The organism is Pseudomonas sp. D5(2026) (genome assembly GCF_057766845.1).
On sequence record NZ_CM173421.1, the window covers coordinates 5,160,444 to 5,183,653 of the forward strand.

20 protein-coding genes and 2 pseudogenes are annotated in these 23,210 nt (G+C 63.0%); 18 read left to right on the plus strand and 4 right to left on the minus strand.

Going from position 1 to position 23,210, the window contains the following annotated elements:
• Window positions 1-901 precede the first annotated feature (901 nt).
• The 12 genes from AC3B5Q_RS23800 to AC3B5Q_RS23855 all read left to right on the plus strand — a co-directional run bounded on the left by AC3B5Q_RS23800 (window position 902) and on the right by AC3B5Q_RS23855 (window position 12,675).
• A complete protein-coding gene (locus tag AC3B5Q_RS23800; RefSeq protein ID WP_021783751.1) occupies window positions 902-1,471 on the plus strand; it encodes a YqgE/AlgH family protein in 570 nt (189 codons plus the stop codon).
• Window positions 1,471-1,896, plus strand: a complete 426-nt coding sequence (ruvX, locus tag AC3B5Q_RS23805; RefSeq protein WP_003249316.1) for a Holliday junction resolvase RuvX — start codon at window positions 1,471-1,473, stop codon at window positions 1,894-1,896. The genes AC3B5Q_RS23800 and ruvX overlap by 1 nt, the downstream gene beginning before the upstream one ends.
• A gap of 49 nt (window positions 1,897-1,945) precedes the next feature.
• Window positions 1,946-2,464: a bifunctional pyr operon transcriptional regulator/uracil phosphoribosyltransferase PyrR gene (pyrR, locus tag AC3B5Q_RS23810; protein WP_021783750.1), complete on the plus strand. Its 519-nt coding sequence runs from the start codon at window positions 1,946-1,948 to the stop codon at window positions 2,462-2,464.
• A 12-nt stretch (window positions 2,465-2,476) separates the two neighbouring features.
• The gene (locus AC3B5Q_RS23815; RefSeq protein ID WP_021783749.1) at window positions 2,477-3,481 is read left to right on the plus strand and encodes an aspartate carbamoyltransferase catalytic subunit; all 1,005 of its coding nucleotides are present in this window, start codon (window positions 2,477-2,479) and stop codon (window positions 3,479-3,481) included.
• Window positions 3,478-4,749 (plus strand): dihydroorotase, encoded by a 1,272-nt coding sequence (locus AC3B5Q_RS23820; RefSeq protein ID WP_021783748.1) that lies wholly within the window; start codon window positions 3,478-3,480, stop codon window positions 4,747-4,749. Before AC3B5Q_RS23815 ends, AC3B5Q_RS23820 begins: the two co-directional genes overlap by 4 nt.
• A gap of 211 nt (window positions 4,750-4,960) precedes the next feature.
• Window positions 4,961-5,491, plus strand: a complete 531-nt coding sequence (gene hslV / locus AC3B5Q_RS23825) for an ATP-dependent protease subunit HslV (RefSeq protein ID WP_003249309.1) — start codon at window positions 4,961-4,963, stop codon at window positions 5,489-5,491.
• Between the two features lie 76 nt (window positions 5,492-5,567).
• Window positions 5,568-6,911 (plus strand): ATP-dependent protease ATPase subunit HslU, encoded by a 1,344-nt coding sequence (gene hslU, locus AC3B5Q_RS23830; protein ID WP_003249308.1) that lies wholly within the window; start codon window positions 5,568-5,570, stop codon window positions 6,909-6,911.
• 166 nt (window positions 6,912-7,077) lie between these two features.
• The gene (locus tag AC3B5Q_RS23835; RefSeq protein WP_003249306.1) at window positions 7,078-7,455 is read left to right on the plus strand and encodes a gamma-butyrobetaine hydroxylase family protein; all 378 of its coding nucleotides are present in this window, start codon (window positions 7,078-7,080) and stop codon (window positions 7,453-7,455) included.
• A 268-nt stretch (window positions 7,456-7,723) separates the two neighbouring features.
• Window positions 7,724-9,403 (plus strand): class II poly(R)-hydroxyalkanoic acid synthase, encoded by a 1,680-nt coding sequence (phaC, locus tag AC3B5Q_RS23840; RefSeq protein WP_084850236.1) that lies wholly within the window; start codon window positions 7,724-7,726, stop codon window positions 9,401-9,403.
• A gap of 62 nt (window positions 9,404-9,465) precedes the next feature.
• Window positions 9,466-10,317 carry a poly(3-hydroxyalkanoate) depolymerase gene (gene phaZ / locus AC3B5Q_RS23845; protein ID WP_021783746.1) on the plus strand — a complete coding sequence of 284 codons (852 nt, stop codon included), beginning with the start codon at window positions 9,466-9,468 and terminating at the stop codon, window positions 10,315-10,317.
• A 48-nt stretch (window positions 10,318-10,365) separates the two neighbouring features.
• Entirely contained in the window at window positions 10,366-12,048 is a 1,683-nt protein-coding gene (phaC, locus tag AC3B5Q_RS23850; RefSeq protein WP_031322405.1) for a class II poly(R)-hydroxyalkanoic acid synthase, read from the plus strand.
• Window positions 12,049-12,060: 12 nt separating this feature from the next.
• On the plus strand, window positions 12,061-12,675 hold the full coding sequence (locus AC3B5Q_RS23855; protein WP_021783744.1) for a TetR/AcrR family transcriptional regulator: 615 nt from the start codon (window positions 12,061-12,063) through the stop codon (window positions 12,673-12,675).
• Window positions 12,676-12,833: 158 nt separating this feature from the next.
• On the opposite strand, the pseudogene AC3B5Q_RS23860 reads toward AC3B5Q_RS23855, so the two are convergent.
• The 3 genes and pseudogenes from AC3B5Q_RS23860 to AC3B5Q_RS23870 all read right to left on the minus strand — a co-directional run.
• A pseudogene (locus tag AC3B5Q_RS23860) lies at window positions 12,834-13,158 on the minus strand (hypothetical protein); the annotation flags it as partial.
• 33 nt (window positions 13,159-13,191) lie between these two features.
• Window positions 13,192-13,662: pseudogene (locus AC3B5Q_RS23865) on the minus strand (phasin family protein); the annotation flags it as partial.
• A complete protein-coding gene (locus tag AC3B5Q_RS23870; protein ID WP_014592667.1) occupies window positions 13,589-14,008 on the minus strand; it encodes a phasin family protein in 420 nt (139 codons plus the stop codon). The pseudogene AC3B5Q_RS23865 and the gene AC3B5Q_RS23870, both read right to left, overlap by 74 nt.
• A 179-nt stretch (window positions 14,009-14,187) precedes the next feature.
• Here AC3B5Q_RS23870 and AC3B5Q_RS23875 point away from each other — a divergent pair, with 179 nt between their 5' ends.
• Window positions 14,188-18,948, plus strand: a complete 4,761-nt coding sequence (locus AC3B5Q_RS23875; RefSeq protein WP_330508618.1) for a hypothetical protein — start codon at window positions 14,188-14,190, stop codon at window positions 18,946-18,948.
• Between the two features lie 18 nt (window positions 18,949-18,966).
• Here AC3B5Q_RS23875 and AC3B5Q_RS23880 read toward each other — a convergent pair whose 3' ends face one another.
• On the minus strand, window positions 18,967-19,242 hold the full coding sequence (locus AC3B5Q_RS23880) for a polyhydroxyalkanoic acid system family protein (protein WP_003249289.1): 276 nt from the start codon (window positions 19,240-19,242) through the stop codon (window positions 18,967-18,969).
• A 124-nt stretch (window positions 19,243-19,366) separates the two neighbouring features.
• Here AC3B5Q_RS23880 and ubiE point away from each other — a divergent pair, with 124 nt between their 5' ends.
• The 5 genes from ubiE (at window position 19,367) to AC3B5Q_RS23905 (ending at window position 23,181) form a co-directional block, all read left to right on the plus strand.
• Complete coding sequence (ubiE, locus tag AC3B5Q_RS23885) at window positions 19,367-20,137, plus strand: bifunctional demethylmenaquinone methyltransferase/2-methoxy-6-polyprenyl-1,4-benzoquinol methylase UbiE (protein ID WP_009682367.1); 771 nt, start codon at window positions 19,367-19,369, stop codon at window positions 20,135-20,137.
• Entirely contained in the window at window positions 20,137-20,760 is a 624-nt protein-coding gene (locus AC3B5Q_RS23890) for a ubiquinone biosynthesis accessory factor UbiJ (RefSeq protein ID WP_021783741.1), read from the plus strand. The genes ubiE and AC3B5Q_RS23890 overlap by 1 nt, the downstream gene beginning before the upstream one ends.
• The gene (gene ubiB / locus AC3B5Q_RS23895) at window positions 20,757-22,379 is read left to right on the plus strand and encodes a ubiquinone biosynthesis regulatory protein kinase UbiB (RefSeq protein WP_103443686.1); all 1,623 of its coding nucleotides are present in this window, start codon (window positions 20,757-20,759) and stop codon (window positions 22,377-22,379) included. The genes AC3B5Q_RS23890 and ubiB overlap by 4 nt, the downstream gene beginning before the upstream one ends.
• A gap of 72 nt (window positions 22,380-22,451) precedes the next feature.
• Complete coding sequence (hisI, locus tag AC3B5Q_RS23900; protein WP_021783739.1) at window positions 22,452-22,844, plus strand: phosphoribosyl-AMP cyclohydrolase; 393 nt, start codon at window positions 22,452-22,454, stop codon at window positions 22,842-22,844.
• A 1-nt stretch (window position 22,845) separates the two neighbouring features.
• Window positions 22,846-23,181, plus strand: coding sequence for a phosphoribosyl-ATP diphosphatase (locus AC3B5Q_RS23905; RefSeq protein WP_003249283.1), 336 nt, complete (start codon window positions 22,846-22,848; stop codon window positions 23,179-23,181).
• Window positions 23,182-23,210: the final 29 nt, after the last annotated feature.

Consider the following 23,210-nt stretch of genomic DNA (forward strand, 5'->3'; position numbering starts at 1 on the left):
TACTGGCCAGAAACAAACGTAGGAGCGAGCGCAGCTCGCGATGCGCCGCGCGGGCGGCGCTCGATTTCTGCCACCCCATAAAACCCACGGCAAACACACCCGGCCATTGCGCAACGTCATGCCAGGCGGTGTGGCCTTGAGGGTATGGCGGTAGAGATGCGTCGCCTGGGAGATCGAGCGCCGCCTGTATGGCGGTAGAGGTGCGTCGCCTGGAAGATCGAGCGCCGCCCGCGCGGCGCATCGCGAGCTACGCTCGCTCCTACGTTTGTTTCGGGCCAATTATTTCTGGGGGATTTGCGCGCGTACGCCTTGGCGCATGGCGCGATATTGCGTCGTACAAACAAGGCGGTCGCGCGCGCCTGTCACAGGCGTTACTGGCCAGAAACAAACGTAGGAGCGAGCGCAGCTCGCGATGCGCCGCGCGGGCGGCGCTCGATTTCTGCCACCCCCTGAAACCCACGGCAAACACACCCGGCCATTGCGCAACGTCATGCCAGGCGGTGTGGCCTTGAGGGTATGGCGGTAGAGGTGCGTCGCCTGGGAGATCGAGCGCCGCCTGTATGGCGGTAGAGGTGCGTCGCCTGGGAGACCGAGCGCCGCCCGCGCGGCGCATCGCGAGCTGCGCTCGCTCCTACGTTTGTTTCGGGCCAGTCATTCCTGTGGGATTTGCGCGCGAACGCCTTGGCGCATGACGCGATATCGTGTGGTACGGACCAGGCGGCCGCGCGCGCCCGTCACTGGCGTTACTGGCCCGAAACAAACGTAGGAGCGAGCATAGCTCGCGATGCGCCGCGCGGGCGGCGCTCAATCTCGAAGACACCAAAAACCTCACGACAACCGCCAACCAGACGACACAAATCCGCACCTTGTCAGTCTCGCCACCTGGCGCCACACTATCCCCATGAAAACCCTCGCACCCAGCTACCTCAAGCACCAGTTCCTGATCGCCATGCCACACATGGCCGATCCGAACTTCGCCCAGACCCTCACGTACATCGTCGAGCACAATGAGCATGGCGCCATGGGCCTGGTGGTCAACCGACCACAGGAACTGAGCCTGGCCGACATCCTCGAGCAACTGCGCCCGGACGAAACGCCGCCGGCCAGCACCTTGCAGGTGCCGATCTACCAGGGTGGCCCGGTACAAACCGACCGCGGCTTCGTGTTGCACAGCAGCGAGTGCAGTTTCCAGGCCAGCGTGGCGCTGGAGGGGCTGTCGCTGACCACGTCACAGGACATATTGCTGGCTATCGCCGCCGGGGTGGGCCCGAAGCAGAGCCTGATCACCTTGGGCTATGCCGGTTGGGAAGCGGGCCAACTGGAAGCGGAGCTGGCAGACAACGCCTGGCTGAACTGCCCGTTCGACCCGGATATTGTCTTCGGCATGGCCAGCGACCTGCGCCTGGAGGCTGCGGCCGCCAGCCTGGGGATCAACCTGCACCTGCTGACCAGCCAGGCGGGCCACGCCTGATGGCTGAGCTACGCCTGCTGCTGGGCTTCGACTATGGCAGCAAACAGATCGGCGTGGCCGTCGGCCAGGTGATTACCGGCCAGGCCCGCGAACTGTGCACCCTGAAGGCGCAGAACGGCGTACCGGACTGGGCCCAGGTGGAAAAGCTGATTGCCGAATGGAAGCCAGATGCCATTGTGGTCGGCCTACCGCTGAACATGGACGGCACCCCCAGCGAAATGAGCGCCCGCGCCGAAAAGTTCGCCCGCCGCCTGAACGGCCGCTTCAACCTGCCCGTGCACACGCACGACGAGCGCCTGACCACCTTCGAGGCCAAAGGCGAGCGCATGGCCCGTGGCGGCCAGCGTGGCAGCTACCGCGACAACCCGGTCGATGCCATTGCCGCTGCCTTGTTGCTGCAAGGCTGGCTGGAGGCCAATACCTGATCATCTTTGCCGCCGGGCCCACCCGGCGCACCCTTCCGAGGAGCCCGCAATGAGCCTACCCAATCCCGCCGAGCTGATCCGGCAGATGGCTGTCGACCTTCGTGCCCACCTGGCGCGCCGGGCAATCACCGAGCCCCGTTACATCGGTATCCGCACCGGCGGAGTCTGGGTTGCCCAGGCCCTGCAGGAAGCCATGGGCGACACCAGCCCCATGGGCACCCTGGACGTGTCGTTCTACCGCGACGACTTCAGCCAGAACGGCCTGCACCCGCAAGTGCGCCCGTCCGAGTTGCCGTTCGAAGTCGAAGGCCAGCACCTGGTGCTGGTGGATGACGTGCTGATGAGCGGTCGTACCATCCGCGCGGCGCTCAACGAACTGTTCGATTACGGCCGCCCGGCCAGCGTTACCCTGGTCTGCCTGCTGGACCTGGATGCCGGCGAACTGCCGATTCGCCCGAACGTGCTCGGCGCCACCCTGTCGCTGGGCGCCCATGAACGGGTAAAATTGACCGGACCCGCACCGCTCGCCCTCGAGCGCCAGGACCTCGCCTCCGCTTCCGCCCTTTAAGAGTCCCCCGCGATGACGCCAATCGACGCCAAGCGCCCGCTGCAGCTCAATGATCAGGGCCAGCTGCGCCACTTCCTCTCGCTTGACGGTTTGCCCCGCGAACTGCTCACCGAGATCCTCGACACCGCCGACTCCTTCCTGGAAGTCGGCGCCCGAGCTGTGAAAAAAGTCCCGTTGCTGCGCGGCAAGACTGTGTGCAACGTGTTCTTCGAGAACTCGACCCGTACCCGTACCACCTTCGAACTGGCAGCCCAGCGCCTGTCGGCCGACGTGATCAGCCTGAATGTGTCGACCTCCTCGACCAGCAAGGGCGAGACCCTGTTCGATACCCTGCGCAACCTCGAAGCCATGGCCGCCGACATGTTCGTCGTACGCCACTCCGACTCCGGCGCCGCGCACTTCATCGCCGAGCACGTGTGCCCGGAGGTTGCCGTGATCAACGGCGGCGACGGCCGTCACGCGCACCCGACCCAGGGCATGCTCGACATGCTCACCATCCGCCGCCACAAAGGCAGCTTCGAAAACCTGTCCGTGGCTATCGTCGGCGACATCCTGCACTCGCGTGTGGCCCGTTCCGACATGCTCGCGCTGAAAGCGCTGGGTTGCCCGGACATCCGCGTGATCGGGCCGAAAACCCTGATCCCCATTGGTATCGAGCAGTACGGCGTGAAGGTCTACACCGACCTCGCCGAAGGCCTGAAAGACGTCGACGTGGTGATCATGCTGCGCCTGCAGCGTGAGCGCATGGCCGGTGGCCTGCTGCCCAGCGAAGGCGAGTTCTACCGCCTGTTCGGCCTGACGACTGCACGCCTGGCCGCAGCCAAGCCCGATGCAATCGTCATGCACCCGGGCCCGATCAACCGTGGCGTGGAAATCGAGTCGGCGGTTGCCGATGGCAAGCATTCGGTGATCCTCAACCAGGTCACCTACGGCATCGCCGTGCGCATGGCCGTGCTGTCCATGGCCATGAGCGGGCAGAACGCGCAACGTCAATTCGACCAGGAGAACGCCCAGTGACCATCAGTATTCTCGGCGCCCGGGTCATCGACCCCAACAGCGGCCTGGACCAGGTCACCGACCTGCACCTGGACGGCGGCCGCATTGCCGCCATCGGTGCCGCACCGGCCGGTTTCAGCGCCAGCCGCACGATCCAGGCTGATGGCCTGGTCGCAGCACCCGGCCTGGTCGACCTGGGCGTGTCCCTGCGCGAGCCGGGTTATAGCCGCAAAGGCAACATCGCCAGTGAAACCCGCGCTGCCGTGGCTGGGGGCGTCACCAGCCTGTGCTGCCCGCCGCAGACCAAGCCGGTGCTGGACACCTCGGCGGTAGCCGAACTTATCCTTGACCGTGCCCGCGAAGCCGCCAACAGCAAGGTCTACCCGGTCGGCGCCCTGACCAAGGGCCTGGAAGGCGAGCAACTGGCAGAACTGGTGGCCCTGCGTGACACCGGTTGCGTAGCATTTGGCAACGGCCTGAAGGAAATCCCCAACAACCGTACCCTGGCCCGCGCCCTGGAGTATGCCGCCACCTTCGACCTGACGGTGGTGTTCCACTCCCAGGACCGCGATCTGGCCCAGGGCGGCCTGGCCCACGAGGGTGCCATGGCCAGCTTCCTCGGCCTGCCGGGCATCCCGGAAAGCGCCGAAACCGTGGCCCTGGCGCGCAACCTGCTGCTGGTGGAACAGAGCGGCGTGCGTGCGCACTTCAGCCAGATCACCAGCGCCCGTGGCGCGCGGCTGATCGCCCAGGCCCAGGCCTTGGGCCTGCCTGTGACCGCCGATGTAGCGCTGTACCAGCTGATCCTCACGGACGAGTCGCTGCGCGATTTCTCCAGCCTGTACCACGTGCAGCCGCCGCTGCGCACCGCTGCCGACCGTGACGGGTTGCGCGAGGCGGTGAAGTCGGGGGTGATCCAGGCCATCTCCAGCCACCACCAGCCGCACGAGCGCGACGCCAAGCTGGCCCCGTTCGGCGCCACCGAGCCAGGTATCAGCAGCGTCGAGTTGCTGCTGCCACTGGCCATGACCCTGGTGCAAGACGGCCTGCTCGACCTGCCGACCTTGCTGGCCCGTCTGAGCAGCGGCCCGGCTGCCGCCCTGCGCCTGCCGGCCGGGGAGCTGAAAGTAGGCGGCCCGGCCGACCTGGTGCTGTTCGACCCGCAAGCCTCCACCGTTGCCGGCGAACAATGGTTCTCCCGTGGCGAGAACTGCCCGTTCATCGGCCACTGCCTGCCGGGGGCGGTGCGTTATACCTTGGTCGACGGGCACGTCTGCCACGAGGCCTGAGTAACATGCTTCGCGGGCACGCCCGCTCCCACAGGATCACCACAATTCCAAGGCATGTGGTAACCCTGTGGGAGCGGGCATGCCCGCGAATGCCTTCACATAGTCCCCCCGCCAAGCGCGACCATTCATCCCCCCCGGTTGAAATCCTTCCCCCCACCCCCATATGAGTCTGCATCAGGCACTTTCGCCCCGCTGCGTGGAGACTCTCCCCTTGACCACAATCGTTTCTGTCCGCCGTAACGGCAAAGTCGTCATGGGCGGCGACGGCCAGGTATCCCTTGGCAACACCGTGATGAAAGGCAACGCCAAGAAGGTGCGCCGCCTGTACCACGGCCAGGTCATCGCGGGCTTCGCCGGCGCTACCGCCGACGCTTTCACCCTGTTCGAGCGCTTTGAAGGTCAGCTGGAAAAACACCAGGGCCACCTGGTACGCGCCGCCGTCGAGCTGGCCAAGGAATGGCGTACCGACCGCTCCCTGAGCCGCCTGGAAGCCATGCTCGCCGTGGCCAACAAGGATGCATCCCTGATCATCACCGGCAACGGTGACGTGGTCGAACCCGAAGACGGCCTGATCGCCATGGGTTCCGGCGGCGCCTATGCCCAGGCCGCAGCCCGTGCCCTGCTGAACAAGACCGACCTCTCGGCCCGCGAAATCGCCGAGACCGCCCTGAACATCGCCGGCGACATCTGCGTGTTCACCAACCACAACCTGACCATCGAGGAGCAGGACCTGGCCGACTGATTCAGCTGTTCTGGCGCCCCTTCCCGGCGAAGGGGCTTTTCCACGCTGACTCATCTGCCCAAGGACCGTATTGATCATGTCCATGACCCCCCGCGAGATCGTCCACGAACTCAACCGCCACATCATCGGCCAGGACGACGCCAAGCGCGCCGTGGCCATTGCCCTGCGCAACCGCTGGCGGCGCATGCAGCTCCCTGCCGAGCTGCGTGCCGAAGTAACCCCCAAGAACATCCTGATGATCGGCCCTACCGGCGTCGGCAAGACCGAAATCGCCCGCCGTCTGGCCAAGCTGGCCAACGCGCCGTTCCTCAAGGTCGAAGCCACCAAGTTCACCGAAGTGGGCTACGTGGGCCGCGACGTCGAGTCGATCATCCGTGACCTGGCCGATGCCGCGCTGAAGATGCTGCGCGAGCAGGAAATCATCCGCGTGCGCCACCGCGCCGAAGACGCCGCCGAAGACCGCATCCTCGACGCCCTGCTGCCCCAGGCGCGCGTCACCAGCTTCAGCGAAGAAGCCGCACAGACCAGCAGCGACTCCAACACTCGCCAGCTGTTCCGCAAACGCCTGCGCGAAGGCCAACTGGACGACAAGGAAATCGAGATCGAAGTGGCCGATGCCGTCGGTGTCGAAATTGCTGCGCCGCCCGGCATGGAAGAAATGACCAACCAGCTGCAGAGCCTGTTTGCCAATATGGGCAAGGGCAAGCGCAAAGCGCGCAAGCTGAAGGTAAAAGAAGCGCTGAAGATGGTTCGCGATGAAGAAGCGAGCCGCCTGGTCAACGAGGAAGAGCTCAAGGCCAAGGCCCTGGAAGCGGTCGAACAGCACGGCATCGTGTTTATCGACGAGATCGACAAGGTTGCCAAGCGTGGCAACGTTGGCGGTGCCGACGTATCCCGCGAAGGCGTACAGCGCGACCTGCTGCCGCTGATCGAAGGCTGCACCGTCAACACCAAGCTGGGCATGGTCAAGACCGACCACATTCTGTTCATTGCCTCGGGTGCATTCCACCTGAGCAAGCCGAGCGACCTGGTGCCCGAGCTGCAAGGCCGCCTGCCGATCCGTGTTGAACTGAAGGCACTGACCCCGGAAGACTTCGAGCGCATCCTGCAAGAGCCGCACGCGTCGCTGACCGAGCAGTACCAGGCATTGCTGAAGACCGAAGGCCTGAACATCGAGTTCCTCGCCGACGGCATCAAGCGCCTGGCCGAGATTGCCTACCAGGTCAACGAGAAAACCGAAAACATCGGTGCCCGCCGCCTGCACACTCTGCTCGAGCGCTTGCTCGAAGAGGTGTCGTTCAGTGCGGGCGACCTGGCCAGCACCCATGACGAAGCGCCGATCCAGATCGATGCGGCGTATGTGAACAGCCACCTCGGTGAGCTGGCGCAGAACGAAGACCTGTCGCGTTACATCCTGTAAGACCAGTTTCGACAGCTTCGCGGGCAAGCCCGCTCCTGCACATGTCACCACATCCCTTGGGCCTGTGGTGATCCGTGCAGGAGCGGGCTTGCCTGCGAAGAGGCCCTTGAATCCCTTTCCCATAAGCTGGAAGCTGTGCTTCATCAGCTCCCGAGAGATTCTGCCCATGGCCCGCCTGCCTACCGCCATCAACCTGCACAAAGCCTCCAAAACCCTCAGCCTCACCTACGCGCCCGGCGAGGTCTACCACCTGCCCGCCGAATTCCTGCGCGTGCACTCTCCCTCCGCCGAGGTCCAGGGCCACGGCAACCCCATCCTGCAGTTCGGCAAGATCAATGTCGGCCTCAGTGGCCTGGAACCTGCCGGCCAATATGCACTGAAACTGACCTTCGACGACGGTCATGACAGCGGCTTGTTCACCTGGGAATACCTTGAGCAACTGTGCCTGCGCCAGGAACAACTGTGGGCGGAATACCTCGACGAGTTGCACAAGGCCGGCAAATCCCGCGACCCAGCCGAATCTGTGGTCAAGCTCATGCTCTAGCGCAAGGCCTGCGGGGTTTAGAGCGCATTTTCTAAATTCATCTGTTTGAATGGGTTGCAGACAGCCCAGTGAAGGGCTGTCTTGCGCATTACACGAAAGTCGGGTAACCAATGGGTGTGGCAAGTTCCCTGCATCACTTTGCAGGTCGTCAGCACCCACGCAGCACCGCTGTTCCTTATCACTGGTCACCCGAGTAGCAGTACCGGGCTCAGGGCTGTGCACCCACCACAGCAACCGGTACTCGTCTCAGGACAACGGAGCGTCGTAGATGAGTAACAAGAACAACGATGAGCTGCAGCGGCAGGCCTCGGAAAACACCCTGGGGCTGAACCCGGTCATCGGCATCCGCCGCAAGGACCTGTTGAGCTCGGCACGCACCGTGCTGCGCCAGGCCGTGCGCCAACCGCTGCACAGCGCCAAACATGTGGCTCACTTTGGCCTGGAGCTGAAGAACGTGCTGCTGGGCAAATCCAGCCTGGCCCCGGAAAGCGACGACCGTCGCTTCAATGACCCGGCCTGGAGCAACAACCCGCTGTACCGCCGCTACCTGCAAACCTATCTGGCCTGGCGCAAGGAGCTGCAGGACTGGGTCAGCAGCAGCGACCTGTCCCCCCAGGACATCAGCCGCGGCCAGTTCGTCATCAACCTGATGACCGAGGCCATGGCGCCGACCAATACCCTGTCCAACCCGGCTGCGGTCAAACGCTTCTTCGAAACCGGCGGCAAGAGCCTGCTCGATGGCCTGTCCAACCTGGCCAAGGACATGGTCAATAACGGCGGCATGCCTAGCCAGGTGAACATGGATGCCTTCGAAGTGGGCAAGAACCTGGGCACCAGCGAAGGCGCGGTGGTGTACCGCAACGATGTGCTGGAGCTGATCCAGTACAGCCCCATCACCGAGCAGGTGCACGCCCGCCCGCTGCTGGTGGTGCCACCGCAGATCAACAAGTTCTATGTGTTCGACCTCAGCCCGGAAAAGAGCCTGGCGCGCTTCTGCCTGCGCTCGCAGCAGCAGACCTTCATCATCAGCTGGCGCAACCCGACCAAGGCCCAGCGCGAGTGGGGCCTGTCCACCTACATCGATGCGCTGAAAGAAGCCGTCGACGCGGTGCTGGCGATTACCGGCAGCAAAGACTTGAACATGCTTGGCGCCTGCTCCGGCGGCATCACCTGTACCGCACTGGTGGGCCACTATGCCGCCATTGGTGAGAACAAGGTCAACGCCCTGACCCTGCTGGTCAGCGTGCTGGACACCACCATGGACAACCAGGTCGCATTGTTTGTCGACGAGCAGACCTTGGAGGCAGCCAAGCGCCACTCCTATCAGGCGGGCGTGCTGGAAGGCAGCGAAATGGCCAAGGTGTTCGCCTGGATGCGCCCCAACGACCTGATCTGGAATTACTGGGTAAACAACTACCTGCTCGGCAATGAGCCCCCCGTATTCGACATCCTGTTCTGGAACAACGACACCACGCGCCTGCCGGCCGCCTTCCACGGCGACCTGATCGAAATGTTCAAGACCAACCCGCTGACCCGCCCCGACGCCCTGGAAGTGTGCGGCACCGCGATCGACCTGAAACAGGTCAAATGTGACATCTACAGCCTCGCCGGCACCAACGACCACATCACCCCATGGCCGTCATGCTACCGCTCGGCACATCTGTTCGGCGGCAAGATCGAATTCGTACTGTCCAACAGCGGGCATATCCAGAGCATCCTCAACCCGCCGGGTAACCCGAAGGCACGCTTCATGACCGGTGCCGACCGCCCGGGCGACCCGGTGGCCTGGCAGGAAAACGCCATCAAGCATGCAGACTCCTGGTGGTTGCACTGGCAGAGTTGGCTGGGCGAGCGTGCCGGCGCGCTGAAAAAGGCACCGACCCGCCTGGGCAACCGTGCGTATGCCGCCGGTGAAGCCTCCCCAGGCACCTACGTTCACGAGCGTTGAGTTACAGCGCCGTGGCGGCCTGCAAGGCGCCACGGTGTTTACTTCACCCAAGAGTCACGTGCATGCCGCAACCCTATATTTTCAGGACCGTCGAGCTGGACAACCAGTCCATCCGTACCGCTGTTCGCCCCGGCAAGCCGCACCTGACGCCGTTGCTGATCTTCAACGGCATCGGCGCCAACCTCGAGCTGGTGTTTCCGTTCATCGAAGCACTTGATCCGGACCTGGAAGTCATCGCCTTCGATGTGCCCGGGGTCGGCGGCTCGTCCACACCGCGCCACCCGTATCGCTTCCCTGGGCTGGCCAAGCTGACCGCGCGGATGCTCGACTACCTCGACTACGGCCAGGTCAACGTAATCGGCGTGTCCTGGGGCGGCGCCCTGGCCCAGCAGTTCGCTCACGATTACCCCGAGCGCTGCAAGAAGCTGGTGCTGGCCGCAACCGCTGCCGGCGCGGTCATGGTGCCAGGAAAGCCCAAGGTGCTGTGGATGATGGCCAGCCCCCGGCGTTACGTGCAGCCGTCGCATGTCATCCGCATTGCACCGATGATCTATGGCGGCGGCTTCCGACGTGACCCAGACCTGGCCATGCACCATGCCGCCAAAGTGCGCTCCGGCGGCAAACTGGGCTACTACTGGCAGCTGTTCGCCGGGCTCGGCTGGACCAGCATCCACTGGCTGCACAAGATCCAGCAGCCCACCCTGGTACTGGCCGGCGACGACGACCCGCTGATCCCGCTGATCAACATGCGCCTGCTAGCCTGGCGGATTCCCAATGCCCAGCTACACATTATCGACGACGGCCATCTGTTCCTGATCACCCGGGCAGAAGCCGTCGCCCCGATCATCATGAAGTTCCTGCAGGAAGAACGTCAGCGTGCGGTCATGCATCCCCGTCCGGCCTCGGGGGGGTGAAACAGCTGCGGCCTGACAGGGAAATGGATTAGACGAGGGAGTGTTGCCATGAAAGACAAACCGGCCAAAGGATCGACAACGCTCCCCGCCACCCGCATGAACGTGCAGAACGCCATCCTCGGCCTTCGCGGCCGCGACCTGCTTTCCACGCTACGCAACGTCGGCCGCCACGGCCTGCGCCACCCGCTGCATGCCGCGCACCATCTGCTGGCGCTTGGCGGGCAGTTGGGGCGGGTAATGCTGGGGGACACGCCCTACCAGCCGAACCCGCGTGACGCACGCTTCAGTGACCCGACCTGGAGCCAGAACCCGTTCTACCGCCGCGGCCTGCAGGCCTATCTGGCCTGGCAGAAGCAGACACGCCAGTGGATCGATGAAAGCCACTTGAACGACGATGATCGAGCCCGCGCCCATTTTCTGTTCAACCTGATCAACGATGCGCTGGCGCCCAGCAACTCACTGCTCAATCCGCTGGCGGTCAAGGAGCTGTTCAACACCGGCGGCCAGAGCCTGGTGCGCGGCGTGGCCCACCTGCTCGACGACCTGCGTCACAACGATGGGCTGCCGCGTCAGGTGGACGAGCGCGCCTTTGAAGTGGGCGTTAACCTGGCCGCAACCCCTGGCGCAGTGGTATTTCGCAATGAGCTGCTGGAGCTGATCCAGTACTCGCCGATGAGCGAAAAGCAGCACGCACGCCCACTGCTGGTCGTGCCGCCTCAGATCAACAAGTTCTACATCTTCGACCTCAGCGCTACCAACAGCTTTGTCCAGTACATGCTCAAAAGCGGCTTGCAGGTGTTCATGGTCAGTTGGCGCAACCCCGACCCACGCCACCGTGAATGGGGCCTTTCCAGCTACGTGCAAGCCCTGGAGGAAGCGCTCAACGCCTGCCGCAGTATCAGCGGCAACCGCGACCCCAACCTGATGGGCGCCTGTGCCGGCGGCCTGACCATGGCCGCACTGCAAGGCCACCTGCAAGCCAAGAAGCAGTTGCGCCGGGTGCGCAGTGCCACGTATCTGGTCAGCTTGCTGGACAGCAAGTTCGAAAGCCCGGCTAGCCTGTTCGCCGATGAGCAAACCATCGAAGCGGCCAAGCGACGCTCTTATCAGCGTGGCGTGCTGGACGGTGGCGAAGTGGCGCGGATCTTTGCCTGGATGCGGCCCAACGACCTGATCTGGAACTACTGGGTCAACAACTACCTGCTCGGCAAGACACCGCCGGCTTTCGACATCCTGTACTGGAATGCCGACAGCACGCGCCTGCCCGCCGCGCTGCATGGCGACCTGCTGGAGTTTTTCAAGCTCAACCCCTTGACCTACGCGTCCGGGCTGGAAGTATGCGGTACGCCGATCGACCTGCAGCAGGTCAATATCGACAGCTTTACCGTGGCCGGCAGCAACGACCACATCACGCCATGGGACGCGGTGTACCGCTCGGCCTTGCTGCTGGGTGGCGAGCGGCGCTTCGTGCTGGCCAACAGCGGGCATATCCAAAGCATCATCAACCCGCCAGGCAACCCCAAGGCCTACTACCTGGCCAACCCCAAGCTGAGCAACGACCCGCGCGCCTGGTTCCACGATGCCAAGCGCAGCGAAGGCAGCTGGTGGCCGTTGTGGCTGGAGTGGATCACCGCCCGCTCCGGCCTGCTCAAGGCGCCGCGCACTGAACTGGGCAACGCCACTTACCCACCGCTAGGCCCCGCGCCAGGTACCTACGTGCTGACCCGATGAGCTGCTGACTGGATGAAAACCCGCGATCGTATCCTTGAATGCGCCCTGCAGTTGTTCAACCAGCAGGGCGAACCCAACGTATCCACCCTGGAAATTGCCAACGAACTCGGCATCAGCCCAGGCAACCTGTACTACCACTTCCATGGCAAGGAGCCGGTGGTACTGGGCTTGTTCGAGCGTTTTGAAGAAGCGTTGATGCCGCTGCTGGACCCGCCGCTGGAGGTGCGTCTGGACGCAGAGGATTACTGGCTGTTTCTGCACTTGATCGTCGAGCGCATGGCTCAGTACCGCTTCCTGTTCCAGGACTTGTCCAACCTGACCGGGCGCCTGCCCAAGCTCGCCCGAGGCATGCGCAGCCTGATCAATGCGATCAAACGCACGCTGGCGGCGCTGTTGGCCAGCCTCAAGAGCCAGGGGCTGGTAGAGAGTGATACCCAGGCGCTGGGTCAACTGGTGGAGCAGATCACCCTGACGCTGATGTTCTCGCTGGATTATCAGCGTGTGCTGGGGCGCGAGGGGGATGTGGGGATCGTGGTTTACCAGGTGATGATGCTGGTGGCGCCGCATCTGCAGGCCCAGGCACGGGCGGCGGCGGAGCAACTGGCAGTGAAGTACCTGGAGGGGTAGGCCTACTGGAGATGGAGTGTTGCAGCCGACGCATTCGCGGGTAAACCCGCTCCTACAAGGTTTGGCGCATCTTGTGGGAGCGGGTTTACCCGCGAAGAAGGCGACGCGGTATTAGATCAGGGTACCGGTGCCGGTAGGTGCCGATGGCGTGCTGCTGGCCGGGGTGGCGGCAGGTGCCGGTGCCGGTGCAGCGGTTGCGGCAGGAGCAGCGCTCGCCGCTGGGGCGGCTGGCTTGGCGGCTGCCGGTTTAGCCGGCGCCTTCTTCACCGCAGGTTTCTTGGCCGCTGCCGGCTTCGCCGCAGGCTTGGCTGCTGCGGGCTTGGCTGCAGGTTTTTCCGCTGCGGTTTTGGCTGCAGGTTTGGCCGCTGCGGTTTTGCCAGCAGGTTTGGCCGCCGCCGTTTTCGCCGCAGGCTTGGCTGCTGCTTTGGCCAGTGGCTTGGCCGCAGCCTTGCTCGCAGCCGGCTTGGTTGCTGCAGTGCGCGACGAAATCGGCGTAACCGAAGCACCGGTCAGCTTCTCGATCTGCTTGGTCAGGCTGTCCACCTGCTGGTGCAGTGCCTTGATCTCGTTGCGGCTCGGCACACCAAGGCGCGAGATGGCGCTGTTAAGGCGCTTGTCGAAGGCTTCTTCAAGTTCGCTCCACTTGCCCAGCGCACGGTCCTTCACGCCCGAAACCCGCGAAGTGGTCGAAGACTTGGCAGTCTCGGCAACATCTTCAGCCGTCTTTTTCGCCTGTTTCTCGGCCTTCTCGCCATCCTTTACCAGCGAGTCGAACAGCTTCGGGCCGTCCTGGTCGATCTTCGAATAGATACCCAGCCCAGCCAGCCAGATCTTGCGGGAGTATTTCTCGATCCCGCCGACCCAGGAGCTGCCTTCTTTTTCGGTGTTCTTCTTGCCAGCCATCCTGCTCTCCTTATGGTTTGTGCGCGACACGCTCAAGCAGCTCATGCAACTGTTCAAGCTTGATCGACAACGCCTCAACGTCATGTTTAGACGGAATACCCAGGCGATTCAAGGCGCGACCGACCCGTGCGTCGAAAGCTTTTTCGATCTTGTCGAGTTGAATTTCTACCTTGCCGCGTACGCGGCTCACTTCTTCACCGACTTCGTCAAGCTGGTGGTTGGCGGCATCGAGTTCTTTGTCGATGCGCTTTTTGCCGCGAGTCTCGACACCTTCACCCGCCCTGACCAGCTCCTTGAAGTAGTCAGAGCCTTCCTGACCAACGCGGGCATAGGCGCCGATACCGGCCAGCCAGATCTTGCGCGCATAGCCGCGCACCTCGCCAAGCGTGCCCAGGGCTTCGTCTTTTTTCTTCACAATCACTTTGGCCATGCTGTGTACCTCATGCTCATGAGTGGTGGAAAACCGCCCACGGAGGCTGGGCTTGAACATAAGGTAGGGAAGAAAATTAGAAACCTCACCCTAAGGTCTTCGTTGTCGCATCTATATACCGCAAGCCCCTTCGCCCATAGCGCTAGCGTCGCAAGCTTCACCTAACGGACATCGACGCCATGACTGTTGTAGCAAACCCACCCAGGCTGACGTTCAAGCAAAGCGTGGCAGCCTGTTTCTCCAAACGACCCAGCCTGCGGGACGTTTTATCAAAGGACGCATTCCAGACTTTCAGCGACCGGTATCCATGGTTGCACCGCAACCATCCTCATATCACATCGCTCGACCCTTTCGTCATCCTGCATGCACCGGCCAGCACAGATGATCTGCCACGTCAGAGCGGGCTGCTGGACGAGCTTCTCCGGCATTTCCTGACCAAGGAACGTGTGCAACTGGGCGCCTCAGACAAGCTGAGCATCAGCCCTCCCCATGTGTTTAAAATTCAGGAGCAAGGCCAGGACAACATTCGCCAACCCGAAATCATGCCGGACCTGACGAAGCTCAGCGATGACTTCGATACCGTGCTTGGTGCGTTGATACCGGCCTTCCAGCAAGCCCAGATCGGCTTCTGGAACGGGCTCGACGAAGACAGCCAAGTCTCGCGCATGCTCTGGCTTGAGCACACCATCAAGGCTGCATTGCTCGAGAACCTCCCTCGCCAAGGCCTTGAAGATGATGAAAAAGCAGCAATGTACGCCCTGCTCGACGGGGTATACGACAGCCTGGCTGTCGAGGCGATACAAGTCACGCTCGGAACGGATGGCGGGGCACACACCGTTACCCTACCGGATCTGTTGCTCATCACCACAAGCGGCACCCGCAGCCTGGTTCTGCAATGCAAGCCCTGCGGTTCGGTTCATCGCCATGTCGACCTGCCCAGCTTTGCCACCGCGCTGCAACGGCAGCTAGCGCAACGTTATCGCTTCGAAACGTTGTCCTGGGCACACACGCCAGTAATCGGACGCCCTTTCGCCTTCCAGGTCAGGCAACTGCTGAACGATATCCTGGACGACATCGGCCGCCTGCGTATTGGCGGCCTGACAACCGTCGACGAACTGGAGCGACAACTGCGCCAGGTGAGCGACCCGTCAGCTTACTTCCTCAACCTGCCATCGCAGGAGCAAGCTGCACCCTCCGTCAGCCCGCCGCGATGGCTGCTCAATGCCAGCGCTGAGGACCGCTACGCCTACCACACTGCACTGCTCGATCTGGCGGCGAGCCAAGGTCGGTCGAAGGGCTGCACATCCCTGGGCGATGTCGAGGATATCCGTGATTACGCCGCTCGCCGCTTGCGTGAGACCCTGCAGACCAGCTACCCAGACAAGGCGGTACACGACCCGAACAAGGTGCACATCCGCATTTCCCAGGCCATCATCGGCGCCGCTACACAAGGGCAGTCACTGTTCTTGTACTCGGTGCCCCTGACCGACTTGGCAGTTTCACGCCTGCGGCTGGAGGCTGGCGAGGTGATGAGCGGGATGAACTTCGAGGACGGCTCGCCTGTGACCGACTGGCTGAGCATCGACCAGATCAGGGGCCTGATTCATCAGGTCGACATCGGCGGTCACTACCCCTCCTACCTGAAGGACCAAGTCAACACCCAGCCGCGCAGGGCCGAGCGAATCCGCCAGCATGCCAGGGAATGGCGTTACGCCCTTCGGTTCAGCACGCTGAAGGCCAAGATCGAGCGACAGCTTGGCGAAGCGGCAAGCCAGGCAATGCTCAGGTTCTGCCAGGGCATGGACAATGGCGTGGACCTTCTGCGCATCGCCCCCCTGGCGTTCCTTTGCGCGCCTGGCGCTTCGGCAAGCGATGTGGCGCACGGGATGTTCATCATCGAAATACCGGCAAGCGGCAGCTGGGTCTTGTACCGCCCATTCTATGCCGACAGGGCGTTGCAGGAATTTCCGAACCTCGAATTGCTGATGGACGCAATCCGCAGCAGGGGCGAACTGCAAGAGAGCGTACTGGCCTGGCTTGAGGATGACGCGCGTCCGACTTACCAGAACGACGGGTTCAAGCACCCGCACCTGCACCCGAACATGACCAAGCTGACGCACCTGCTCAATGTGCCGGTCGAGCTGCTGGACCACCTTTTGCAACGCCTCAGACGCCCGGTCCAGGCCTCGTTCCAGGCCTGGACGGAAGATCTGGACACTCATCTGTTCAACGCCCGTATCGAGACCATGTTATTGGCCTCAGCCAGCAACAGCGTCTCCAATGCCCAGGAAGTGCGGGCTTTGGTGAAGGAGGCTGCGTGGGCGATCTTCAATACCGTCACCCAACTTTGGCATGGCCCGATGACCACCCTGGTGTGGCTGGTGGTGGCGCTGTCGGCAGTCAAGGAAGACGTCGAGGCGCTGATCAAGCGCAGCGGTGACGACAAGATCGTCGCAGCCATAGACCTGGTCACCAACCTGGCCTTGCTCCTTGCCCACCGCCCTGCAACGCCACCTGCCAACAGCGAAGAGCCCGCCAGGCTACGTTTTTCAGGCCCTGCGCCGAAGGAAGAGACCCCGCCCCCAGCGCTCGAGCAGCCACAGGAGAAACCGTGGCAGCCCCCCGTCGAGGCGCCACGGCCCACGCTCGTGCGTGTAGATGGCTGGCATGACGGGCAGCGCCTGAGCAACCTGTCGGTACAGGAGCGCCAGTCACTGGCCCAACTGCAAGCCTCGCAGCCACTCGAAGGGCACGCGCCACTGACAAGGGGCCGTTTGCGTGGGTTGTACAATATTGCCGGCCGTTACTACGCCAAGTTGGGCGATGGCGCCTATGAGGTCATCGAGACGTGGAACGGCATGCAGATCATCGGCCCCGAGCCGAGCAGCAGCGAGTGGGTGTCCCAATGGAATGGCGCCCCGGACGGCTACCATATCGTTGGCCGTGAACGCCAAAAAGGCCCCTGGCTGACGCGCTGGAATGGCCAATGGACCGTGAATCTGAACCTCTCTGGCGGCATGCCAAGGAACAGGCAATCCATCAACGCTGAAAACCGCCAGCGGTTCGACACCTTGAGTACAACCGCCACGGCGAACCAACAAGCGCTGAACCAGATGGCGCCACTTATGGAACGCAGCCAAGTGCAACTGCAGGCTTATGACGACCTCGCGCTGGAGTACAGCCTGGCTGTCGATGCTCTGCCTGCACAGGAGCGCGCTTCACCGCCGCCAGCATTGCAACTTCAGAGGCAGGCACTCAAAGCCCAGCGCCTGCGCCACTTGCCAGAGATCAGGGCATCCGCGCTCTACCTGGAACGGCAGAGCACGCTGTTGCATGGGAACATCGAAGTGTTCAAGGAGATGGCCGAACCACGGTTCAGCAAATTCGACACCCGAGCCCCGAGCCGACGCCGATACGGCAATTGGTACGGCGCAGCCATCGAAAACGACATGCTGCTGTGCCGACGCTTGCTGGAGCAGGTCGACCACCAGGCACTGAGCGCACAGGCCACCGGGCTGCCCCGCGTTCCAGAGACTGCCGAGCAGATACAGCAATACCTCGACTATCGCGAGCGGGTACGCGATTCCTGCCAAGCCAGCCGCCGCCTGCTTGTCGTCAGCCAGCGGCTGGACCGGATCCTGGCGGAAACACTGCAGGACCCCAAGATCGATTTTGCCAATAAAGCCACGAAACTCGCTCAGACCATCCGACGCAGAACGTATTCGACATTGGTCATTCGGGCCCAGCTGCTCAGTGACCTGGCCTACCTCGCCGTGGACAAGAGCCGCCTCTCTGCGGACACGGCCGAGGATTTGCTTGCGATGCGCGCGCCGCTCAGCGGCATCGAATTCAGCAGCACGGTATGGAGCCACGACGGGCTGGCAGCCACCGAAGAGACGGCCCAGGTCAAAGCCGAACTGCTTGAGGATATCCTTCAGAAATACCGTACCGTGCTGGACCGCGCCCAATACATGAAAACGCTGGACTCGCCTGCGCTGGTCGCTGACGTACTGGACGAATACATACGCGAACTGTCCACGATTGCCCAGATCACAGAGCAGCAACTGAGCGCGACCTTGACCAACCTCGACAGCGGCATCAGCCCCCCCTCGCCAACGCCATATCATCGGCCCGCGACGATCAAACGCCGGGTCATCCGTGTTGACCGAGGTCGACCGCTACTGGTGGAAATAGACCAAATGGGCAACCGTGCTATCCAGCGCAGTGCATTCAACCAGGAGCCTGCGGGCAGCTTCACGCAACGCGACGGGGTGTGGCATGCCGTGCCTGAGCAAGCGCGGCCGGCCCAGCATGACCGCGCACAGCTGCGCCAGCGAGCAAACCGCCTGCTGGCAGAGGTGGATGGAAAAATCGCCTTCGCCGCTCACTATGCCGATGAGCCCAACAGCCTGAGCGACTTTCTGGAATGGCCGGCAGGTGACATGCGCGAAGTGCAGCAGCAACTGACCGAGCTTAACAATCCACTGGATTACGGCTTGGTCGAACTCCTTCGGGCAGCGGTAGACCGCGTCCATCACGAAAAACTTCGGCTACTCACCGACGCGTATCTGAACACCCGACATCCCGACGGCAAGGCCCTTCGCTTCCTGGCTGAGCAGAACCGGATTCGGATCAGGCAAACCGTGATTCGCCGACAGTTACGTCACGTCAATGATTACCTCGACGTCTACGAGGTTCGCGATGTACAAGCGCCACAGCGGTTACTGTGGGAGGCGCATTTTCATTATCCCAGTCTCGAAGCGAGGGGGCATGACTTCGTCAAGGGCCACCTCAAATTCTGGGATGCAGGCGTAAGGGGCCGAAAGGCCATGCTCGAGCAGGCCGCAGACGCACGCGAGCGCATCGCGATCTACCGCGGCGATCTGCGCCTGGAGCAGGTGATTGGCATCATTCCTTTCCCGGCGGACGCGCCACAGTAGCCAGACAGCGGCGCCGGCTCAGGCCAGGGCCTTGTCCAGCGCCCGCTCGATCTCGCCTTTGATGGTGCCGCTCATCATCGACAGCATCATGCCCAGCTTCAATTCGACGCGGATGCTGTCGTCGCCAATGTGCACACTGCCATTGGCGCCACTGCGCGCAACGTCCACACGGTCACCGTTCCAGGTGGCCTTGAGGTCGTACTCGCGGCTGAGCTTGTCGACCAGCGCTTCGGCCTTGGCGCGGGCGGCATCACGGCCGAGGGAGTGTTTGCGTTCGACGCTGATCTGGGTCATGCGGACGTTCCTGAAGATGTAGACATAATGCGCATTATGCCCGCCCCTGCCCGCTGGCACACCCCGCCAAGACAAATCCGCCCGTTCGCCCTAGAATGGCGGTAATTTTTTCCGGTGAAGCGATATGAACGACCAGCGCAAAGGCGACCACGCCGAACCCACCACCCATTTCGGCTATCAGGACGTGCCTGAAAGCCAGAAGGCGAAGAAAGTCGCCGAAGTGTTCCACTCGGTGGCAGCCAAGTACGACCTGATGAACGACGTGCTTTCCGGCGGCATGCACCGCCTGTGGAAGCGCTTTACCATCGAGCTGTCAGGCGTGCGCAGCGGCAACCGCGTGCTGGACATCGCCGGCGGTACCGGTGACCTGGCGGCCAAGTTCTCGCGTCTTGTCGGGCCGACCGGGCAGGTGGTGCTGGCCGACATCAACGATTCGATGCTCAAGGTAGGCCGTGACCGCCTGCTTGACCGCGGCGTGGCCGGCAATATCGAGTTCGTCCAGGCCGATGCTGAAAAGCTGCCGTTCCCGGACAACCACTTCGACTGCGTGACCATTGCTTTCGGCCTGCGCAACGTCACCCACAAGGACGCCGCCATCCGTTCGATGCTGCGCGTGCTCAAGCCCGGTGGCCGTCTGTTGATCCTGGAGTTCTCCAAGCCGACCAACAAGCTGATGTCCAAGGCCTACGACGCCTACTCGTTCGCTTTCATGCCGCTGGCTGGCAAGCTGATCACCAATGACTCCGAGAGCTACCGTTACCTCGCCGAGTCGATCCGCATGCACCCTGACCAGGAAACCCTGAAGAGCATGATGGTCGAGGCCGGTTTCGACCGCGTCACCTATCACAACATGACCAGCGGCATCGTTGCCGTGCACCGGGGAATCAAACCCTGATGTTGCTGGCCGGGCTGCTCGCCAGCGTCGAACATGGCCTGAACCGCGTCCTGCGCATGGACAGCACGGCCCTGCCGCGGCTGGCCGCGCTGGAAGGCAAAGTCATCGAAATCGACTGCCGCCAACCGGCCCTGCAGCTGTTCATCTTGCCCGACGAAGAAGGCCTGATGCTCGCCGCTCACTGGCAGGGTGAGGTCGACTGCAGCCTGCGCGCCCCCGCCGGTAGCCTGGCGCAACTGGCCCTGGCCAAGGACAAGACCGCCGTGCTGCACAGCCCGCAAGTCGAGCTGCACGGCGACAGCGCCGTACTGCTTGACCTGTTCGGCGTGCTGCAGGACCTGGAACTGGACTGGGAGCACGAGTTGCAACGCTGGCTTGGCCCGGTCGCCACAGCAATGCTGGCCGGCCATATCCGCCTGCGCGCTCGCTGGACTCGCCAAGGTCTGGCACGTTTCAGCCAGAACCTGTCCGAATACCTGGCCGAGGAATCCCGCACCCTGGTCGGCAAGCGCGAGGCCGAAGCCGCCTTCAGCGAACTCGATGCCTTGAAACTTGATACAGAACGCCTCGAAGCGCGCCTCAGGCGCCTGTCCCGATCCCTTGATACCAGCGATAACGCATGAAGCTGCTCGCCGTCCGACGTCTTTTTCGCATCCAGCGTGTGGTGATCCGCTACCGCCTCGATGACCTGCTGTTCGACCAACCCTTGCTGCCCTGGTGGCTGGCCAGTCTGCGCCTGTTGATGCCGTGGCGCTGGCTGCCACGCAAGCCCACCGAGCTTAGCCGTGGCGCGCGCCTGCGCCTGGCGCTGCAGGACCTGGGGCCGATCTTCATCAAGTTCGGCCAGTTGCTGTCCACCCGCCGCGACCTGCTGCCCCCGGACATCGCCGACGAACTGATGCGGTTGCAGGACCGTGTGCCCCCCTTCGACCCGAAAAAAGCCGTGGCCTTGATCGAGGAACAGCTCGGTGCGAAGGTCGGCGAGGTGTTCAGCCGCTTCGACGTCGAGCCACTGGCCTCGGCCTCGGTGGCCCAGGTGCACGCCGCACGCCTGAAAACCGGCGAAGAGGTGGTGGTCAAGGTGGTGCGTCCGGGCCTGAAACCGGTCATCGCCCAAGACCTGGCCTGGCTGTTCCTGATCGCCAAGGCCGCCGAACGCGCCTCGGCGGATGCCCGTCGCCTGCACCCGGTGGAAATCGTCGGCGACTACGAAAAAACCATCTACGACGAGCTCGACCTGCTGCGCGAGGCTGCCAACGCCAGCCAGCTGCGGCGCAACTTCGAAGGCTCCGAGCTGATGTACGTGCCCCAGGTGTACTGGGACCTGTGCCGCCCCAAGGTGTTGGTGATGGAACGCATCTACGGCGTACCGGTGACCGACATGACCACCCTGGCCGACCAGCGCACCGACATGAAGCTGCTGGCCGAGCGCGGCGTGGAAGTGTTCTTCACCCAGGTGTTCCGCGACAGCTTCTTCCATGCCGACATGCACCCCGGCAACATCTTCGTCAGCACGGTCAAGCCGTGGAGCCCGCAGTACATTGCCATCGACTGCGGCATCGTCGGCAGCCTCACCGCCGAGGACCAGGACTACCTGGCGCGCAACCTGTTTGCCTTCTTCAAGCGTGACTACCGCCGCGTCGCCCAGTTGCACATCGACTCGGGCTGGGTGCCGGCAAACACCAAGGTGAACGAGTTCGAAGCCGCGATTCGCACGGTGTGCGAGCCGATCTTCGAAAAACCGTTAAAAGATATTTCCTTCGGCCAGGTGCTGATGCGCCTGTTCCAGACCGCACGGCGCTTCAACATGGAAGTGCAGCCACAGCTGGTATTGCTGCAGAAAACCCTGCTCAACATCGAAGGCCTGGGCCGTCAGCTGTACCCCGACCTGGACCTGTGGAGCACCGCCAAGCCGTACCTCGAACGCTGGATGCGCGACCGCTATAGCCCCAAGGCCGTATTCGGCAACCTGCACAGCCAGGTAGAGCAATTGCCGCACCTGGCCGGCATGACCCGCGACCTGCTCGAACGCCTGTCGCAGCCTCACCTGCACGATCCACAATTGCCGGAGCGGCGCCGCCAGGGCGACCGCTGGGCGCTGCGCCTGCTGGGCGCCGGCCTGCTTGGCGGTGGCGCAGTCTTGGCCGCAGGCGCTGCCGAAACCGCCAGCCTGGCCGCGCCGGCCGCCTGGCCCGCCTGGCTGATGCTGGCTGCGGGCCTTTACCTGATCGTGCGCCAATAGCCAGCCGCGCCTGTGGCTGGCACACTAGCGCAAAGGGCCTGGCACAGGAGCGGGCCCGCTTTGGAGTCGACGATGAAAGACTGGCTGGACGAGATCAAGTGGAACAGCGATGGCCTGGTACCGGCAATCGCTCAGGACCACAAGACCGGACGTGTGCTGATGATGGCCTGGATGAACCGTGAATCGCTGGCCCTGACCGCCGCCGAGCAGCGTGCCATCTACTGGTCGCGCTCGCGTGGCAAGCTGTGGCGTAAAGGCGAGGAGTCCGGGCACGTGCAAAAACTGCATGAGCTGCGCCTGGACTGCGACGCCGACGTGATCATCCTGATGGTCGAGCAACTGGGCCATATCGCCTGCCATACCGGTCGTGAAAGCTGCTTCTACCGCGTCTATGAAGACGGCCAGTGGAAAATCGTCGACCCGGTCCTGAAGGACCCGGATGCCATCTACAACGCAGGACACTGACATGAGCGACACCCTCAACCGCCTGGCCGAAGTGCTTGAAGAACGCAAGCAAGCGGCGCCTGACAGCTCCTACGTGGCCAGCCTGTACCACAAGGGCCTGAACAAGATCCTTGAAAAGCTCGGCGAAGAGTCGGTCGAAACGATCATTGCTGCCAAGGATGCCCAAATCAGCAAGGATTACAGCGATGTCATCTACGAAACCGCCGACCTGTGGTTTCATAGCCTGGTGATGCTCAGTGCGCTGGGCCAGCATCCACAAGCCGTGCTGGATGAACTGGAACGCCGCTTCGGCTTGTCCGGGCATGATGAGAAGGCCGCACGCCAGCCATCTGCCTGACGTTTTATTGGGGGCGCCCGCTCCCACAG

Coding starts and splice junctions, on each gene's coding strand:
- AC3B5Q_RS23875 (WP_330508618.1), top strand. CDS start 14,188: ATGACTGTTGTAGCAAACCCACCCAGGCTGACGTTCAAGCAAAGCGTG.
- ubiB (WP_103443686.1), top strand. CDS start 20,757: ATGAAGCTGCTCGCCGTCCGACGTCTTTTTCGCATCCAGCGTGTGGTG.
- AC3B5Q_RS23880 (WP_003249289.1), bottom strand. CDS start 19,242: ATGACCCAGATCAGCGTCGAACGCAAACACTCCCTCGGCCGTGATGCC.
- AC3B5Q_RS23800 (WP_021783751.1), top strand. CDS start 902: ATGAAAACCCTCGCACCCAGCTACCTCAAGCACCAGTTCCTGATCGCC.
- phaC (WP_031322405.1), top strand. CDS start 10,366: ATGAAAGACAAACCGGCCAAAGGATCGACAACGCTCCCCGCCACCCGC.
- AC3B5Q_RS23905 (WP_003249283.1), top strand. CDS start 22,846: ATGAGCGACACCCTCAACCGCCTGGCCGAAGTGCTTGAAGAACGCAAG.
- ubiE (WP_009682367.1), top strand. CDS start 19,367: ATGAACGACCAGCGCAAAGGCGACCACGCCGAACCCACCACCCATTTC.
- ruvX (WP_003249316.1), top strand. CDS start 1,471: ATGGCTGAGCTACGCCTGCTGCTGGGCTTCGACTATGGCAGCAAACAG.
- AC3B5Q_RS23815 (WP_021783749.1), top strand. CDS start 2,477: ATGACGCCAATCGACGCCAAGCGCCCGCTGCAGCTCAATGATCAGGGC.
- hslU (WP_003249308.1), top strand. CDS start 5,568: ATGTCCATGACCCCCCGCGAGATCGTCCACGAACTCAACCGCCACATC.
- pyrR (WP_021783750.1), top strand. CDS start 1,946: ATGAGCCTACCCAATCCCGCCGAGCTGATCCGGCAGATGGCTGTCGAC.
- AC3B5Q_RS23870 (WP_014592667.1), bottom strand. CDS start 14,008: ATGGCCAAAGTGATTGTGAAGAAAAAAGACGAAGCCCTGGGCACGCTT.
- hisI (WP_021783739.1), top strand. CDS start 22,452: ATGAAAGACTGGCTGGACGAGATCAAGTGGAACAGCGATGGCCTGGTA.
- phaZ (WP_021783746.1), top strand. CDS start 9,466: ATGCCGCAACCCTATATTTTCAGGACCGTCGAGCTGGACAACCAGTCC.
- AC3B5Q_RS23835 (WP_003249306.1), top strand. CDS start 7,078: ATGGCCCGCCTGCCTACCGCCATCAACCTGCACAAAGCCTCCAAAACC.
- AC3B5Q_RS23855 (WP_021783744.1), top strand. CDS start 12,061: ATGAAAACCCGCGATCGTATCCTTGAATGCGCCCTGCAGTTGTTCAAC.
- AC3B5Q_RS23890 (WP_021783741.1), top strand. CDS start 20,137: ATGTTGCTGGCCGGGCTGCTCGCCAGCGTCGAACATGGCCTGAACCGC.
- phaC (WP_084850236.1), top strand. CDS start 7,724: ATGAGTAACAAGAACAACGATGAGCTGCAGCGGCAGGCCTCGGAAAAC.